Below are 16619 nucleotides of genomic sequence, written 5' to 3'. Positions count from 1 at the left end.
AACGCAAGATATCGTGGCGGCCAAGCGCCGACTGTGAAGAATGGACCCATTCGATGAAATTTCTTTGGGATTCGGCAGCCGGCCTCCTGATCGTCACCGGCGGATTGCTCGGCATGACGCTGCCCTTCGGCAAGCTGGCGACCGCCTCCGGAGTGCCGGCGATGGTCTGGGCTTTCGTGATCTCGTTCGGCGCCGGCGGCGTGCTGTTGTGCGCGTTGCTGCTCGGCGGTCGGCGCATCCGGCTGACTGCGCGCAAGCTGCGCTATTTCTTCGTCACCGCCGCCGTTTCCTACGCCTTTCCCAACCTGCTGATGTTCTCGGCCATCCCGCATCTGGGCGCCGGCTACACGGGCATCATGTTCACGCTGTCCCCGGTGATCACGCTGGTCTTCTCGATCCTGCTCGGCGTGCGGCGGCCCAACCTGCTCGGCGTCATCGGCATCGCAGTGGGCTTTGCCGGGGCGGCGATGGTTGCCCTGACGCGGGGCGAAGCCGGCCAGCCGGCCGACTATTTCTGGGTGGCTGTGGGGCTGCTCATTCCGGTAAGCCTCGCGGTCGGCAACATCTACCGCACAATCGATTGGCCGGAAAACACCGGCCCGATCGAGCTTGCGGTCGGCAGTCATCTCGCTTCGGCGACCTTGCTGCTGATCGGTATCCTGACGCTGTTCGGCTGGCAGGCGTTTGCGCCGCTTCGTGGCGTGCCGCTGGTGGCTGCCGGACAGATCGCTTCGGCTTCGGCGATGTTCGCTTTCTTCTTCCGGCTGCAGTCGGTCGGCGGGCCGGTCTATCTCAGCCAGATCGGCTATGTCGCGGCGGCGGTCGGCTTGTTTGCCGGCACGATCTTCCTTGGCGAGCACTATCAGCTGCTGACCTGGCTGGGGGCGGTCATCATCACGGCCGGCGTCTTCATCACGACCAAGGCGCAGAACCAGACGAGCATGAAGGTGCAGAACCAGCCGGCCTGACAAGCAAGGGTCAGACCGAAGCTTTCTCGGCCAGCACCATGTAGTTGACGTCCATGTCCTTCGATTTCTGCCAGCGGTCGGCCAGCGGATGATAGATCACGCCGGTTCGATCGATGATCGTGAGTCCGGCCGCGACAAGCGCCTTTCCCAATTCCTCGGGCCGCACCAGCTTGCCGAACTGATGCGTGCCGCGCGGCAGCCAGCGCAGCACATATTCGGCGCCGATGATGGCGAGTCCCAGCGCCTTCAGCGTGCGGTTGATGGTGGCGACGAACATGATGCCGCCAGGCCGGACCATCTCGCTGCATTTGGCGACGAACAGATCGACGTCGGCGACATGCTCGACCACTTCCATGTTGAGGATGACGTCGAACGTCTCGCCGGCGTCCGCCAACGCCTCGGCGGTGGTAGCGCGGTAGTCGATGCTGACGCCGCCCTCGGCCGCATGGAGCTTGGCGACTTCGATGTTGGTGGCGGAAGCATCGGCGCCGACAACCTCGGCGCCAAGTCGCGCCATAGGTTCGCACAGCAAACCTCCGCCGCAGCCGATGTCGAGGAAGCGCAGGCCCTCGAAAGGCCGCGCGGCGCGCGGATCGCGGCCGAAGCGCGCTGCCACCTGGTCGCGGATATAGGCGAGCCGTACCGGATTGAACTTGTGCAGCGGGCGGAACTTGCCATTCGGGTTCCACCACTCGGCGGCAAGGGCGGAGAAGCGCTCGACTTCTCCGGCGTCGATGGTCGATCGGCGGGGCTCTGGCATGGGGGACTCCTCGAACACTACGAAATCGGGGAACGCTAGGAAGTCGGGTCCCCGGCAGCGAAAGTCAAGGCAGGTTTTTCCGCTGCTGCCGCCACTCGCTGCCAAACCTCTCGGTCAAAAGGGCAATCGAGCCTAACGCGACAGCGCAACAGCGACATGGCTCATGGTGACGCTGGCCGGCTCGATCGCCTGCATCGCCTTGCAGTCGCCGATCTCGGGCATAATGCGCTGAGCCGCGGACTGCGCCTGTTCGAGGCTTTGCCAGCGCACGACATCGATCCACTCCCCATCTTCGCGTTCGCCGAGCTGACGGCTGAGAAAGCCGGGCTGCCGCGCAAGCCAGTCGGTGACAACGCCGTTGCTGGCGACAAAATCGGCCGCAGCTCCCGGCTTGAGACGGAAGCTGACGATTTCGAGGGTCTCGGTCATGAATTCCTCCGCGAGTTTGATTTCCCATCCTATCGCATGCCGGCCGCAAGAAAGCTGTCAGGATGCCTGGCACGATCCTTCTTTGTCGGCCATCGCTTGCGAAGCCTGGCCGATTTGGCTAAGGAGGCCGCGCATTTCCGCGGCTCGGCTTGCCGGGCGCAACTTTCGCATCTCCGGCCTTGAGCCGGCTTCAGTCAAAGGCATTTCGCTTCCATGGCGCGCATCGTGATGAAATTCGGCGGAACCTCGGTCGCCGACATCGCTCGCATCCGCAATGTGGCGCGCCATGTCAAACGCGAGGTCGACGCAGGCCACGAGGTTGCCGTGGTGGTTTCGGCCATGGCCGGCAAGACCAACGAGCTGGTCGCCTGGACCCGGGAAGCCTCGCCGATGCACGACGCGCGCGAATACGACGCCGTCGTCGCGTCCGGCGAGCAGGTCACCGCAGGCCTGCTGGCGATCACGCTGCAGAACATGGGCGTGCACGCCCGCTCCTGGCAAGGCTGGCAGATCCCGATCAAGACCGACAACGCGCATGGCGCGGCGCGGATCCTCGACATCGACGGCGCGTTCCTGGTCAAGCGCTTCGGCGAGGGCCAGGTGGCGGTGATCGCCGGCTTCCAGGGCATCGGCCCGGATAACCGCATCGCGACGCTCGGCCGCGGCGGCTCCGACACCAGCGCCGTGGCCATCGCCGCGGCGGTCAAGGCCGACCGCTGCGACATCTACACCGATGTCGACGGCGTCTACACGACCGATCCGCGCATCGAGCCGAAAGCCCGCCGGCTGGCCAAGATTTCGTTCGAGGAAATGCTCGAAATGGCCTCGCTGGGCGCCAAGGTGCTGCAGGTGCGATCGGTCGAGCTTGCCATGGTGCACAGGGTGCGTACCTTCGTGCGGTCGTCCTTCGACGATCCCGATGCGCCCGGAATGGGGGATTTGCTCAATCCGCCCGGAACGCTTATTTGCGACGAGGAAGAGATCGTGGAACAGCAGGTCGTCACCGGAATTGCCTACGCCAAGGACGAGGCGCAGATTTCGCTGCGCCGCGTCGGCGACCGCCCTGGCGTGGCCGCTGGCATCTTCGGCCCGCTGGCCGAGGCCAACATCAATGTCGACATGATCGTCCAGAACATCTCCGAGGACGGCAAGTTCACCGACATGACCTTCACCGTGCCTTCGGGCGACGTCGACAAGGCGCTGGCCGTGCTCGAGCGGTTGAAGGCCGATGTCGGCTATGACGTGGTGCAGTCGGAAGCCGGCATGTCGAAGGTCTCGGTCATCGGCATCGGCATGCGCAGCCACGCCGGCGTCGCCGCCACCGCCTTCAAGGCGCTGGCCGACAAGGCGATCAATATCCGCGCCATCACGACGTCCGAAATCAAAATCTCGATACTGATCGATGGTCCCTATACGGAACTTGCGGTTCGCACTTTGCATTCCGTCTACGGTCTCGATAAGCAATAGCTAGAACTGAGTCAGTTGTTGCGTGAGAGCCGGGCGCAGCCGAAACTGCGCCGGCAAGGACTCTATTGGAGAAGAAGCCGCGATGCGTGATACGGCCAGTGGCCCGCGCGTTCTGCTGAAACGGCTCCGCGAGCTCATGCAAGAGCCGCTGGAGCCGCAGGAGCGGCTCGACCGTATCGTGCGCGACATTGCCTCCAACATGGTCGCCGAAGTGTGCTCGCTCTACGTGCTGCGCGCCGATTCGGTGCTCGAGCTCTACGCCACCGAGGGTCTGAACCCCAACGCGGTCCACCTGGCCCAGTTGCGGCTCGGACAGGGTCTCGTCGGCACGATTGCCGCCAGCGCGCGGCCGCTCAATCTTTCCAATGCGCAGGAGCATCCGGCCTTCGCCTACCTGCCGGAGACGGGCGAGGAGATCTACAATTCCTTCCTCGGCGTGCCGGTGCTGAGGGCAGGGCGCACGCTGGGCGTGCTGGTGGTGCAGAACAAGACCATGCGCCATTATCGCGACGACGAGGTCGAGGCGCTGGAAACGACGGCGATGGTGATCGCCGAGATGATCGCTACCGGCGATCTCGCCCGCCTGACCCGGCCGGGGCTCGAGCTCGATCTCAGTCGCCCGGTAAGCTTCACCGGCCTCTCCTTCAACGAAGGCGTCGGCCTCGGCCATGTCGTGCTGCACGAGCCGCGCATCGTCGTTACCAACCTGTTCAACGAGGACAGCGAGGAGGAGGTGCGCCGCCTCGACCGATCGCTCGGTTCGCTGCGGCTCTCCATCGACGACATGCTGGAGCGGCGCGACGTCGCCTTCGAGGGCGAGCATCGCGAGGTGCTGGAAGCCTATCGCATGTTCGCCAACGATCGCGGCTGGGTGCGCCGGCTGGAAGAGGCGATCCGCAACGGCCTGACGGCGGAAGCGGCGGTCGAAAAGGTGCAGAGCGACATGCGCGCCCGCATGCTGCACATGACCGATCCTTACCTGCGCGAGCGGATGAGCGATTTCGATGACCTCGCCAACCGGCTCCTGCGCCAGCTCATGGGGCGCGGTCCGGAGGACGTGGCCGCTTCGCTGCCCAAGGATGCCATCCTTGTCGCCCGCTCGATGGGTGCGGCCGAACTGCTCGATTACCCCAGGGACAAATTGCGCGGCGTGGTGCTGGAGGACGGCGCGGCCACCAGCCATGTCGTCATCGTCGCGCGGGCCATGGGCATACCCGTCGCCGGCCAGATGAAGGGCGCCGTCTCCATGGCGGAGAACGGCGATGCCATCATCGTCGACGGCGACGAAGGCACGATCCATCTCAGGCCGCAGGCTGATCTCGAAGCCGCCTATGCCGAGAAGGTCCGCTTCCGCGCCCGGCGGCAGGAGGTCTACCGCGAACTGCGCAAGAAGCCGTCGCTGACCAAGGACGGCGTCCATGTCGATCTGCTGATGAATGCTGGGCTCGCGGTCGACCTGCCGCAGCTTGCCGAATCGGGCGCTGCCGGCATCGGCCTGTTCCGCACCGAATTGCAGTTCATGGTCGCCTCGACCTTCCCGCGCGCCGAGGCGCAGGAGCGGCTCTACCGCGACGTGCTGGACGCCGCGCGCGGAAAGCCGGTGACGTTCCGAACCATCGACATCGGCGGCGACAAGGTGCTGCCCTATTTCAAGGGCGCCCTTCAGGAAGAAAACCCGGCGCTTGGCTGGCGGGCGATCCGGCTCACCCTCGACCGTCCAGGCTTGCTGAGGACTCAGATCCGCGCCTTGCTCAAGGCCTGCGGCGGCCGTGAGCTGAAGCTGATGCTGCCCATGGTGACCGAGCTGTCGGAGATTGCGCAGGCGCGCGAGATCATCGATCGCGAGGTCCGGCATCTGTCGCGCTTCGCCCATCATCTGCCGACCAGCCTCAAGCTCGGCGCGATGCTGGAGGTGCCGTCGCTGCTGTTCCAGCTCGACGAATTGATGAAGGCGGTCGACTTCGTTTCGGTCGGCTCCAATGATCTCTTCCAGTTCATGATGGCGGTCGATCGCGGCAACACCCAGCTTGCCGACCGTTTCGACACGCTGTCGGTGCCGTTCCTGCGCGTGCTGAAGTCGATCGCCGATGCCGGCGCGCGCAACCACACGCCGGTGACGCTGTGCGGCGAATTGGCCGGCAAGCCGATCTCTGCGATGGCGCTGATCGGCTTGGGCTTTCGCTCGATCTCGATGTCGCCGGCCTCGATCGGACCGGTCAAGGCGATGCTGACCGAACTGCCGCTGCAGGAACTGGAGGCCTTCTTCAAGGACAATTTGATGGCGCCTGCGCAAGGAATCCCAATGCGGGCGCTGCTGCAGGCCTTTGCCGACGACCGCTCCATTCCGCTCTAGCTTCACGTGAGGGCGGTCTGCAAACGGCAATTTTCTGCGCTTCCGGCCTCAGCCGGCCGCAGTATTCATGAGTGGCGCGGCAGTTGAATTAAGGCTATGGCCGGCGTAGGCCGGTGCTCATGTACCTAAATGTACACTCCGGTCTCGAAACCGGCCATTTTCGACTAGCTCTGGCGTGAATTCCATCGAAGTTCCAAGACCATGATCAACCTGCCCCGCGACCGCATGGACCAAGTCGTCAAGCGTTTCGACATGCTTGAAGCGCAGATGTCGGCTGGGCCGACGGCCGATGCCTATGTAAAGATGGCTTCGGAATATGCCGACATCCAGGAGATGGTGGGCAAGATCCGGGCGTTGCGCGCCGCCGAGCAGGAGCAGGCCGATCTGGAAGCGATGCTTGCCGACAAGGGCACCGACGCCGAGATGCGGTCGCTTGCCGAGGCCGACCTGCCCGAGGTGGAAAACCGCATCGAGGCGCTGCAGAAGGACATCCAGATCCTGCTGCTGCCCAAGGACGCCGCCGACGACAGGAACGCTATCCTTGAAATCCGCGCCGGCACCGGCGGCGACGAGGCGGCCTTGTTCGCCGGTGACCTGTTCCGCATGTATGAGCGCTACGCCGCCGCGCGCGGCTGGCGCTTCGAGGTCGTCTCGGCCAGCGAGGGCGAAGTCGGCGGCTACAAGGAAATCATCGCCTCGGTGTCGGGCAAGGGCGTGTTCGCGCATCTGAAGTTCGAATCGGGCGTGCACCGCGTGCAGCGCGTGCCGGAAACCGAGGCCGGCGGACGCATCCATACCTCGGCGGCGACCGTCGCTGTGCTGCCGGCGGCCGAGGAGGTCGACATCGAGATCCGGCCCGAGGACATCCGCATCGACACGATGCGCGCCTCGGGTTCCGGCGGCCAGCATGTGAACACCACCGACTCGGCGGTGCGCATCACCCATCTGCCGACCGGCATCATGGTGGTGCAGGCAGAGAAGTCGCAGCATCAGAACCGGGCGCGGGCCATGCAGATCCTCCGGGCTCGGCTTTACGACCTCGAACGCAGCCGCGCGGACGAAGAACGCTCGGAGTCGCGCAAATCGCAGGTCGGTTCGGGCGACCGGTCGGAGCGCATCCGCACCTATAATTTCCCGCAAGGCCGGGTCACCGACCACCGGATCAACCTCACGCTCTACAAGCTCGACCGAGTGATGATGGGCGAGCTCGACGAGGTGATCGACGCGCTGATCGCCGACCATCAGTCGAAGCTGCTTGCCGATATGAGCCCTGATGGCTGATGCGCTGCCCGCCGCGCTCGGTTCGCTGCTGCGCGCGGCGAGGCAACGGCTCGCTGCCGCCGGCATTGCCGATCCGGCGCTCGATTCCCGACTGATCGTCGAGCATTTCTCGGGCGCGACCCGCGTCCAGGCGATCGCCGAGCCAGGTCATCCGGTCGACGCAACTGCCCTCACTGCCATTGACGCCGCCCTGAGGCGTCGCGTCGCAGGTGAGCCGGTGCATCGCATCCTCGGCTATCGCGAATTCTACGGCCTGCGACTGTCGCTCTCGCCGGAAACGCTGGAGCCGCGGCCCGACACCGAAACGCTGGTCGAGGCGATCCTGCCCTTTGTGAAGACGACGGCGGAGCGCCTTGGAGAGTGCCGGATCCTCGACCTCGGCACCGGAACCGGCGCCATCGCGCTGGCGCTGCTCAGCGCCGTTGCCGTCGCCACCGCGACCGGCGTCGACGTCTCCCCCGGCGCCTTGGCCACTGCCATGCAAAACGCCGTGGATCTCGGGCTCGACGGCCGGTTCAAAGCCTTGCATTCCAACTGGTTCGAAAAAGTTTCCGGCCGATACCATGTAATTGTCGCGAACCCTCCCTATATACGCAGTCGAGACATTGGAAATCTGCAGGACGAGGTCCGCGATTTCGATCCGCGACTGGCCCTAGATGGCGGCGCGGACGGTCTGGCACCCTACAGGATCATTGCCCGCGAGGCGGGCCCATTTCTTGAAATGCAAGGCAAGGTAGCTGTCGAGATCGGCTACACGCAGCGAGACGAGGTTACCGGGATATTCACCACAGAAGGCTACAGCCCGGCAGGCGCGTATCGCGATCTCGGTGGAAACGACAGGGTTCTGGTGTTCGAGCGTTGAAAGCCTTGGTGCAATGCGAAAAAACGCTTGGCAATGCAAGGGAATACAGCTAGGGTCCAGCTTGACCGGATGAGACGAAGCAGGCAGTGCTCCTAGCGATTCGGTTTTCCTTGGAAATAGCTGCCTTCTTGCGAAAACGACGCCCAAGCTTCGTGCGGGGATCGTCCGGCAAGTGATGTAACCGGAACAGGATGGCACGTGGCGCCAACGCAATCGATGCGGGCGAACGCCGGTGAAGAAGCGAAACGGCTGGCTGCATGAGCGCCACCGGTCGCGAGAGATTTGATATTTTCACATCGAAGAGAGTCGAATGAGGCCACAACAGCAGAACAGGCGCATGCGCGGTCGCAACAACAATGGCGGCGGTGCCAACAACAACAACCGCAAGGGGCCCAATCCCCTGACGCGCAACTACGAGAGCAACGGTCCGGACGTGAAGATCCGTGGCTCGGCTCAGCAGATCGCCGAAAAATATGCCGCACTCGCCCGTGACGCGCAAAGCTCCGGGGACCGGGTGATGGCGGAGAACTATCTCCAGCACGCCGAACACTACAATCGCATCATTGCCGCTGCGCAGGCGCAGATGCCGATCCAGAACGTCCAGCAGAACCGCGACGATTTCGACGACGAGGTCGATGAGGATCGCGACGATTTCGAGAGCATCGGCAACACCAATGCCGGCGAGCAGCCGGCCGCGGCGACCGGGTCCGGTCCGCAGCCCGTGATCGAGGGCACGCCGGCCGAACTGGCTTACAACCAGGAAAACGGCCGCGACAACAATCGCCGCGACAACAACCAGCGCGACAACAGTGGCCGCGACCGACACCGCGACCGCCGCAATGGCGGCTATGGCCAGTATGGCCAGCGCGATAATGGACAGCGCGGCGAGGGCCAGCGTGGCGAGCATGGCGGGCAGCAGTTCGACCAGAACCGCCGCGGCGAGGCACAGGCCGCGCAGCCGGAAGCGGCCGCCTCCAGCGAGGCTGGTCTCCCGGCCGAGCAGGCGCCTTTGTTCGGCAGTTTTTCGCCGGCCGCTCTTGCTGCCCAGGCTGAACTCAACGAGGCCGCCATGGACAATGGTGGCGGTCGCCGCCCGCGGCGTCCGCGCCGCCAGCGCGGCAATGCCGAGCAGGGAAACAGCGACCAGGCGAACGCCTCGGCCGATGAACGTGAGGCGGCAGGGCAGGGCAACGACGCCGTAGCCACTGCGCGCGAGGAGACTAATGCCGCGCCGTCGACCGAAAACAACGCCGGCGACAACAGTGCTGGCGAGCCGGCGAGCGAACCTGCGGTCGTCGCAGCAAACGACTGATCCAGACCTGATCATGAGACATTGACCGGCGGAGAGACATCTCCGCCGTTTTCGTTTGTGCGCGCCCAAAAGCCGCCGTGTCTGCACACTTATGGGCGACCCGCATTGGAATAATCTGCGTTGACCAATATCAACGTGTCTTGAGAGACTTGGGCCCATACACCATATCTCGGCTGAACAGGGCCCGGCTCGAATGAGCGGGTCCGTCACCGCAATCTGATCCGGTGCCGCAAAGCGGGCCGGTGACGGAAGGAGACAGATATGAATCTCGAAAAATATTCGGAGCGCGTGCGCGGTTTCATCCAGTCCGCGCAGACGATGGCGCTCTCGCGCAACCACCAGCAATTCACTCCCGAACATATGCTCAAGGTGCTCGTCGACGACGACGAGGGCTTGGCCGCTTCCCTGATCGAGCGCGCCGGCGGTCGTGCGCGCGACGTCAAGCTCGGCGTCGAGGCGGCGCTGGAAGCCATGCCCAAGGTCGAAGGCGGCAACGGCCAGCTCTACCTCGCCCAGCCGCTCGCCAAAGTGTTCTCGACCGCCGAGGAACTGGCGAAGAAGTCCGGCGACAGCTTCGTCACCGTGGAGCGCCTGCTGCAGGCGCTCGCCATGGAAAAGTCGGCCAAGACCGCCGACATACTGGCCAAGGCCGGCGTCACCGCGCAGGCGCTGAACCAGGTCATCAACGACGTCCGCAAGGGCCGCACCGCCGATTCGGCCAATGCCGAGCAGGGCTATGACGCGCTCAAGAAATATGCGCGCGACCTCACCGCGGACGCCCGCTCCGGCAAGCTCGATCCGGTCATCGGCCGTGACGACGAGATCCGCCGCACGATCCAGGTGCTGTCGCGCCGCACCAAGAACAATCCGGTGCTGATCGGCGAGCCGGGCGTCGGCAAGACGGCGATCGCCGAAGGCCTGGCGCTGCGCATCGTCAATGGCGATGTGCCGGAATCGCTGAAGGACAAGCAACTGATGGCGCTCGACATGGGCGCGCTGATCGCCGGGGCCAAATATCGCGGCGAGTTCGAGGAGCGGCTGAAGGCCGTGCTCAACGAGGTGACGGCCGCCAGCGGCAACATCATCCTGTTCATCGACGAGATGCACACGCTGGTCGGCGCTGGCAAGGCGGATGGCGCCATGGACGCCTCGAACCTGTTGAAGCCGGCGCTGGCGCGCGGAGAGCTGCACTGCGTCGGCGCGACCACGCTCGACGAGTATCGCAAGCATGTCGAGAAGGACCCCGCGCTTGCCCGCCGCTTCCAGCCTGTCTTCATCGACGAGCCGACGGTGGAGGACACCGTCTCGATCCTGCGCGGATTGAAGGAGAAGTACGAGCAGCACCACAAGGTGCGCATCTCCGATTCGGCCCTGGTGTCGGCTGCGACGCTTTCCAACCGCTACATCGCCGACCGTTTCCTGCCGGACAAGGCGATCGACCTCGTCGATGAGGCCGCCTCGCGGCTGAGGATGCAGGTCGATTCGAAGCCGGAGGCGCTGGACGAGATCGACCGCCGCATCATGCAGCTCAAGATCGAGCGCGAGGCGCTGAAGGTGGAAAAGGACGACGCCTCGAAGGACAGGCTTGCACGGCTGGAGAAGGACCTCGCCGACCTCGAGGAGCAGTCGACCGAACTGACCACCAAGTGGCAGGCCGAAAAGCAGAAGCTCGGCCTCGCCGCCGACCTGAAAAAGCAGCTCGACGAAGCGCGCAACGAACTGGCGATTGCCCAGCGCAAGGGCGAGTTCCAGCGCGCCGGCGAGCTTGCCTATGGCAAGATCCCGGAACTGGAAAAGAGGCTGAACGAAGCCGAGGCGCAGGACGGCAAGGGCGGCATGGTGGAGGAGGTGGTCACGCCCGACCACGTCGCTCATATCGTGTCGCGCTGGACGGGCATTCCGGTCGACAAGATGCTGGAAGGCGAACGCGAGAAGCTGCTGCGCATGGAAGACGAGATCGGCAAGCGGGTCGTCGGCCAGGGCGAGGCGGTGCAGGCGGTTTCCAAGGCCGTGCGGCGCGCGCGCGCCGGCCTGCAGGATCCAAACCGGCCGATCGGCTCGTTCATGTTCCTTGGGCCCACCGGCGTCGGCAAGACCGAGCTCACCAAGGCGCTGGCCAACTTCCTGTTCGATGACGAGGGCGCCATGGTGCGCATCGACATGTCGGAGTTCATGGAAAAGCACTCGGTCGCCCGGCTGATCGGCGCGCCTCCCGGCTATGTCGGCTATGAGGAAGGCGGCGCGCTGACCGAAGCGGTGCGGCGCCGGCCTTATCAGGTCGTCTTGTTCGACGAAATCGAGAAGGCGCATCCCGACGTCTTCAATGTGCTGCTGCAGGTGCTCGACGACGGCCGCCTGACCGACGGCCAGGGCCGTACGGTCGACTTCCGCAACACGCTGATCATCATGACGTCCAACCTCGGCGCCGAATATCTGGTCAACCTTGGCGAAGACCAGGATGTCGATGCCGTTCGCGACGAAGTGATGAGCGTGGTGAGAGCCTCGTTCCGGCCGGAGTTCCTCAACCGCGTCGACGAAGTGATCCTGTTCCACAGGCTGCGTCGGCACGATATGGACCGCATCGTCGAAATCCAGTTCAAGCGGCTGGAGAACCTGCTCACCGATCGCAAGATCAGCCTGTCGCTGGATCATGAGGCGATCGAGTGGCTGGCCTCGAAGGGCTATGATCCGGCCTATGGCGCAAGGCCGCTGAAGCGGGTGATGCAAAAGGAACTGCAGGATCCGCTGGCGGAGCAGATACTGCTGGGCGAGATCCTCGACGGCTCGACCGTCAAGGTCACTGCCGGCTCCGACCGCCTGAACTTCCGCTCCAAGCCCTCGGTTGTGGCGACCGACGCCGCGGCCTGAGCCCGGACCAGGGCGCATGAACCGGAGCGCGTCGCATCACATGGATGCGGCGCGCTCTTGCTTTTTTATCCGACCGCATTGCAAATCCGCGGCCGAACTTGAAGGCCGTGGAGGTGGCTCGGATGAAGCTTGAGGACTACAACGGCTTCTGCGCCGGGCTGCCGGCCGCGACGCATGTCGTGCAGTGGGGCGGCGCGCATGTGTGGAAGGTCGGCGGCAAGGTGTTCGCGATCGGCGGGCATGACCGGGAGGGGCAGGTCTTCGTCACCTTCAAATGTTCCGACCTGGCCTATGACGTGCTGAAGGAGCAGCCGGGCTGCCGGCCCGCGCCCTATCTTGCCTCGCGCGGGATGAAATGGATCCAGCGCCAGACAAGCCAGAGCGTGGATGATGGCGCGCTGAAGGATTATGTACGCGAGAGCCATCGGCTGGTTGTCCTCAAGCTGACCAGGCAGGTGCGCAGCGAGTTGGGGCTGGGCTGATGAAACGCCGGGAATCCGCCATCTTCATGCCCGGTTCATGTTGGAACCTTAGTTTTGGTAACTGGTTTGCTGGCGAAGGGTTCGCCTGCCAAGACCACGTCGACCGGAGAGCTTGACCTACATGCTGCGCACGATCCTTTCCCTTTCGGCACTCGCGGCCGGGCTGGTGACTTCCAGTGCCTTCGCGGCGCCGAGCGTGGACGGCGGGCAGAGTGCCGCCCGGCCAGCGCAGCACGGCGGGCTAATGCTCGCCCAGGAAGGCGATATCGACATCTACTATGACGGCAGGGGCAACCGGGTGCTTGTCGATGCCGAGACCGGCAAGGTGATCGCCATCCAGCCGCCCGGGACCAGGCTCGACCGCAGGGCGCTTCGCCGTCAGTTGCGCATGCAGGAACTTGGCCGCGCTCCGGCCGAGGATGATCGCTACTATCTCGACGATCCCGAAGACATGGCGCGCTTCCGCCGCAGGCAGTTGGAAGAAGAGGGCAGGGTGATTCCGCCGCCGGTCGATGAAAACGATCCGTATGGCGAAAATTTCATCGATGCCTATCCGCCGGCGCCGAACGATGAGGGCGAAACCGCCACTTTGCCGCAGTCACCAAACTCGGACACGATCAAGCGCCAGCCATTGGACGAGGCGTCGATCGAGCCGGCGCAGCCTGGCCAGGGAGAAGTGCTGCAGGTCAATCCGGAAACGCAGGCCTCGCTGCCGCCGGACACCGGCGGCAAGGCCAGCGTCGATCCATCGTTGTCGCTCGGCGTGCGCCAGGACGTTGCCGCGCTTCAGGTGCTGCTCGACCGCGGCGGCGCTTCGCCGGGGGTCATCGACGGGCGCTTCGGCTCGAATGTCGACAAGGCTTTGGCCGCCTACAATCAGATCACCGGCAGCAATCTGAAATCGACCGATGCGGCCGGAATCGAGGCCGCCCTCGCTCAATCGGGCGGCGACGCTTTCGCCTCTTACACGATCACCCCCGAGGACGTGGCAGGCCCCTATGTCGCGTCGATCCCGGAAGACTACAGCCAGAAGGCCAAGCTCGATCGCATGGGTTACACCTCCGTCACCGAGGCGCTCGCCGAGCGCTTCCACATGGATGAGAACTACCTCAAGTCGATCAACAAGGGCCTCGACTTCAATCGCCCGGGCACGATCATCAAGGTCGCCAATTTCGGACAGCTGGTGTCGACACCGGTTGCACGCATCGTTGCCGACAAGGACAAGAAGGAAGTCTTCGCCTATGATGCCGGCGGCAAGCTGGTCGCGGCTTACCCGGCCACCATCGGCTCGTCCGACACGCCTTCTCCGTCGGGCATCCACACTGTGTCCCGCATCGCGCTCGACCCCAACTACACCTACAATCCCAACATCAATTTCAAGCAAGGCCAGAACGACAAGATCCTGACCATCCCGCCGGGGCCGAACGGTCCGGTCGGCTCGGTCTGGATCGCGCTGGACAAGCCGACCTATGGCATTCACGGCACGCCCGACCCTTCCAAGATCGGCAAGACCGAAAGCCATGGCTGCGTGCGACTGACCAACTGGGATGCACGCGAACTCGCCAAGCTCGTGTCGCCGGGCGTTACCGTGGAATTCGTCGGCGGACCAACAATCGCTGACGTCGGCGGGACCGCAACCGATGATTTTGTGCAGCAGTGAGGCGCGCGGCGCGGCGGCATAGAAAAGCCGCGCCAGCACGCACGATAAAGGCGACCCTGGGGCCAGGTCTGAACGGACAGCGCCCGGGGGGACCGGAACCTGACGCAGGCCGGTTCGTTTGTCTCATGACTGTCGCCCGCTGGCCGTGTGCCAGCACAATCTGTTTCAAGAACCGCAATCCTGTGGCTCGTTGTTGCGAGTGCATCGCAGAGCTAAGCAGGCTGTCATGTCAGCTTCGGACGAACACACCGCCGATTCGCTTTCGACCGCGCAGCGCGCGAACGGCACGTTCTGTCCTCAGGCGCGACGCAAGTTCGTGCTGGTCGCGGCGATCCTGGCCTCGGCGCTCGGCTTCATCGACGGCTCTGTGCTGGCCATCGCCATGCCGGCGCTGCGCGTCGACCTGGGCGCCAGCCTGGCGGAAGCGCAGTGGATCTCCAATGCCTATGCGCTGACGCTCTCGGCGTTGATTCTCGCAGGTGGTGCCGCCGGCGACCGATTCGGACTGCGGCACGCCTTCGTCACCGGCATCGCGCTTTTCATCGTCTCTTCCCTCGCCTGCGCGTTGGCGCCCAATCCGGCGGTGCTGATCGCGGTTCGCGCCGTCCAGGGCATCGGCGCCGCGATCATGGTGCCAGGCAGCCTTGCCATCATCGCCAAGGCCTATCCGAAAAAGGAGCGCGGCCGGGCGATCGGCATCTGGGCAGCGGCGTCGGCGCTGACGACGGCGCTTGGTCCGGTGCTGGGCGGCCTGGTGCTGTCGACCTTCGGCAACGGCGTCTGGCGCGCCATCTTCGCCGTCAACCTGCCGCTCGGACTGGTCTCGATCTATCTGCTGCTCGCCAAGATTCCGGCCGACCAGCCGACCGAGAAACGCAGCCTCGATCTCGGCGGTGCCGGGCTCGCCACGCTCGCCTTCGGATCGCTGGCCTACGGGCTGACGGCGATGAACGCCGAGGGCGGCGGCGTGATGGCAGGGCCGGCGATCGGCGCCGGTGTCGTCCTGCTGATCGTCTTCGTCCTCTACGAGCGCTGGCAGCGCGAGCCGATGATCGATCTCGGCCTGTTTCGCAACCGCGCCTTCGCCGGCGCCAACCTTGCAACTTTCTTCCTCTATTTCGCGCTTTCGGCCAACCTCTTCTACCTGCCTATGGTTCTGATCGCCGGCTGGGGCCTGAACTCGGCCGAGGTCGGCGTCATCTTCGTGCCGCTCTCGGCATTGATCGCGCTGCTTTCGGGGCCGGTCGGCCACTGGTCCGACCGAATCGGTCCGCGCCTGCCGATTGCCGCGGGGAGCCTGATTGTCGCCGTCGCCTTTGCCGGTCTCGCCCTGCTCAGCCATGCCGGCATCCACCGGTTCTGGACCGGGATCTTTCCGCTGATGGCGTTGATGGGGCTTGGCATGGCGCTGGTCGTGTCGCCGCTGTCGACGGCGATCATGACCTCCGTCGAGGACCGGGATACGGGTGCGGCCTCAGGCATCAACAACGCCGTCTCGCGCATCGGCGGGCTGATCGCGGTGGCGGCGATGGGTTCCCTGGCGGCTTTCGTCTATGCACGATTGACCGGCAATCCCGCCGGCATGCCCGGCTTCGGCGAGCCCGCGTCCGGGCTGGCAGCCAATCTCGATGCGTCGAGGATCGCCGCGAGCGATTCGGCCTTTGCCGCGGTGGCGGCGGTCACGGCGCTGCTCTGCCTGCTGTCCGCGATCACCGCCTGGTTCACGGTGCCCGGCCAGGCGTCGCCCTGGCCGCAGCAAACGGAGCGCGGATAGGCAGTCCGCGTCTTATGCTATGCCGGGCAAAGCCGGTTTCTCGCCTTTCGTGGAACTGCTCAGTTCGGAACCTGCGAATCCGTCTTGGCGCTGGCGACCTTCAGCGAATTGCCGTCTTCCTGCTTGAGCAGGTCGTCGATGCGGTCGCGCTCGCGCTTGAAGGCGACCAGGTCGTCGCCCCTCAGCACCTTGCCCACCGGCAGGCGCACGCGCATCGGATCGACCTTGGTGCCGTTGACGATCAGCTCGTAGTGAAGATGCGGGCCGGTGGCGAGGCCGGTCTGGCCGAGGTAGCCGATGACCTGGCCCTGGCGCACCCGCATGCCGGGCTGCATGCCTTTGGCGAACGCGCTCTGGTGATTGTAGGAAGTCTCGTAGCCATTGGCGTGGCGGATGATGATCT

13 protein-coding genes (1 of these 13 cut by a window edge) are annotated in these 16619 nt (G+C 64.7%); 10 read left to right on the top strand and 3 right to left on the bottom strand.

The features are described 5' to 3' along the window. Positions 1-53: 53 nt before the first annotated feature. Complete coding sequence (locus tag EN818_RS05720) at positions 54-968, top strand: DMT family transporter (protein WP_129553736.1); 915 nt, start codon at positions 54-56, stop codon at positions 966-968. 10 nt (positions 969-978) lie between these two features. On the opposite strand, the gene ubiG is transcribed toward EN818_RS05720, so the two are convergent. Both ubiG and EN818_RS05710 read right to left on the bottom strand, forming a co-directional pair. After that, a complete protein-coding gene (gene ubiG / locus EN818_RS05715; RefSeq protein ID WP_129553737.1) occupies positions 979-1728 on the bottom strand; it encodes a bifunctional 2-polyprenyl-6-hydroxyphenol methylase/3-demethylubiquinol 3-O-methyltransferase UbiG in 750 nt (249 codons plus the stop codon). A 132-nt stretch (positions 1729-1860) separates the two neighbouring features. Continuing rightward, the gene (locus tag EN818_RS05710) at positions 1861-2157 is read right to left on the bottom strand and encodes a hypothetical protein (RefSeq protein ID WP_129553738.1); all 297 of its coding nucleotides are present in this window, start codon (positions 2155-2157) and stop codon (positions 1861-1863) included. 213 nt (positions 2158-2370) lie between these two features. On the opposite strand from EN818_RS05710, the gene EN818_RS05705 reads away from it, so the two are divergent. The 9 genes from EN818_RS05705 (at position 2371) to EN818_RS05665 (ending at position 16216) form a co-directional block, all read left to right on the top strand. Further along, on the top strand, positions 2371-3624 hold the full coding sequence (locus EN818_RS05705; protein WP_126089711.1) for an aspartate kinase: 1254 nt from the start codon (positions 2371-2373) through the stop codon (positions 3622-3624). A gap of 82 nt (positions 3625-3706) precedes the next feature. Next, a complete protein-coding gene (gene ptsP / locus EN818_RS05700) occupies positions 3707-5977 on the top strand; it encodes a phosphoenolpyruvate--protein phosphotransferase (protein WP_095804439.1) in 2271 nt (756 codons plus the stop codon). A gap of 201 nt (positions 5978-6178) precedes the next feature. Next, positions 6179-7258, top strand: a complete 1080-nt coding sequence (gene prfA, locus EN818_RS05695; RefSeq protein WP_135904124.1) for a peptide chain release factor 1 — start codon at positions 6179-6181, stop codon at positions 7256-7258. Beyond that, positions 7251-8120 carry a peptide chain release factor N(5)-glutamine methyltransferase gene (gene prmC, locus EN818_RS05690; RefSeq protein ID WP_129553740.1) on the top strand — a complete coding sequence of 290 codons (870 nt, stop codon included), beginning with the start codon at positions 7251-7253 and terminating at the stop codon, positions 8118-8120. The genes prfA and prmC overlap by 8 nt, the downstream gene beginning before the upstream one ends. Before the next feature lie 310 nt (positions 8121-8430). Next, positions 8431-9432: a DUF4167 domain-containing protein gene (locus tag EN818_RS05685; protein WP_135904122.1), complete on the top strand. Its 1002-nt coding sequence runs from the start codon at positions 8431-8433 to the stop codon at positions 9430-9432. Between the two features lie 261 nt (positions 9433-9693). Then, a complete protein-coding gene (clpB, locus tag EN818_RS05680) occupies positions 9694-12300 on the top strand; it encodes an ATP-dependent chaperone ClpB (protein WP_129553742.1) in 2607 nt (868 codons plus the stop codon). Between the two features lie 122 nt (positions 12301-12422). Then, a complete protein-coding gene (locus EN818_RS05675) occupies positions 12423-12782 on the top strand; it encodes an MmcQ/YjbR family DNA-binding protein (protein ID WP_095804917.1) in 360 nt (119 codons plus the stop codon). A gap of 121 nt (positions 12783-12903) precedes the next feature. Further along, positions 12904-14442 carry a L,D-transpeptidase family protein gene (locus EN818_RS05670; protein WP_129553743.1) on the top strand — a complete coding sequence of 513 codons (1539 nt, stop codon included), beginning with the start codon at positions 12904-12906 and terminating at the stop codon, positions 14440-14442. A 226-nt stretch (positions 14443-14668) separates the two neighbouring features. After that, a complete protein-coding gene (locus EN818_RS05665) occupies positions 14669-16216 on the top strand; it encodes an MFS transporter (protein WP_129553744.1) in 1548 nt (515 codons plus the stop codon). 59 nt (positions 16217-16275) lie between these two features. Here the strand turns inward: EN818_RS05665 and EN818_RS05660 are convergent, their stop codons facing one another. After that, positions 16276-16619, bottom strand: the 3' portion of a protein-coding gene (locus tag EN818_RS05660; RefSeq protein WP_165349994.1) for a M23 family metallopeptidase. The gene runs 1636 nt beyond the window's last position; the window shows 344 of its 1980 coding nt (coding positions 1637-1980); its start codon lies off the right edge, out of view — the gene reads right to left on this strand; it ends in the stop codon at positions 16276-16278.

The sequence above is a fragment of the Mesorhizobium sp. M3A.F.Ca.ET.175.01.1.1 genome (genome assembly GCF_004791945.1).
Lineage (GTDB): Bacteria > Pseudomonadota > Alphaproteobacteria > Rhizobiales > Rhizobiaceae > Mesorhizobium.
Note: the sequence above shows the minus strand (reverse complement) of the source record. Positions and strands in the feature narration are given on the sequence as shown.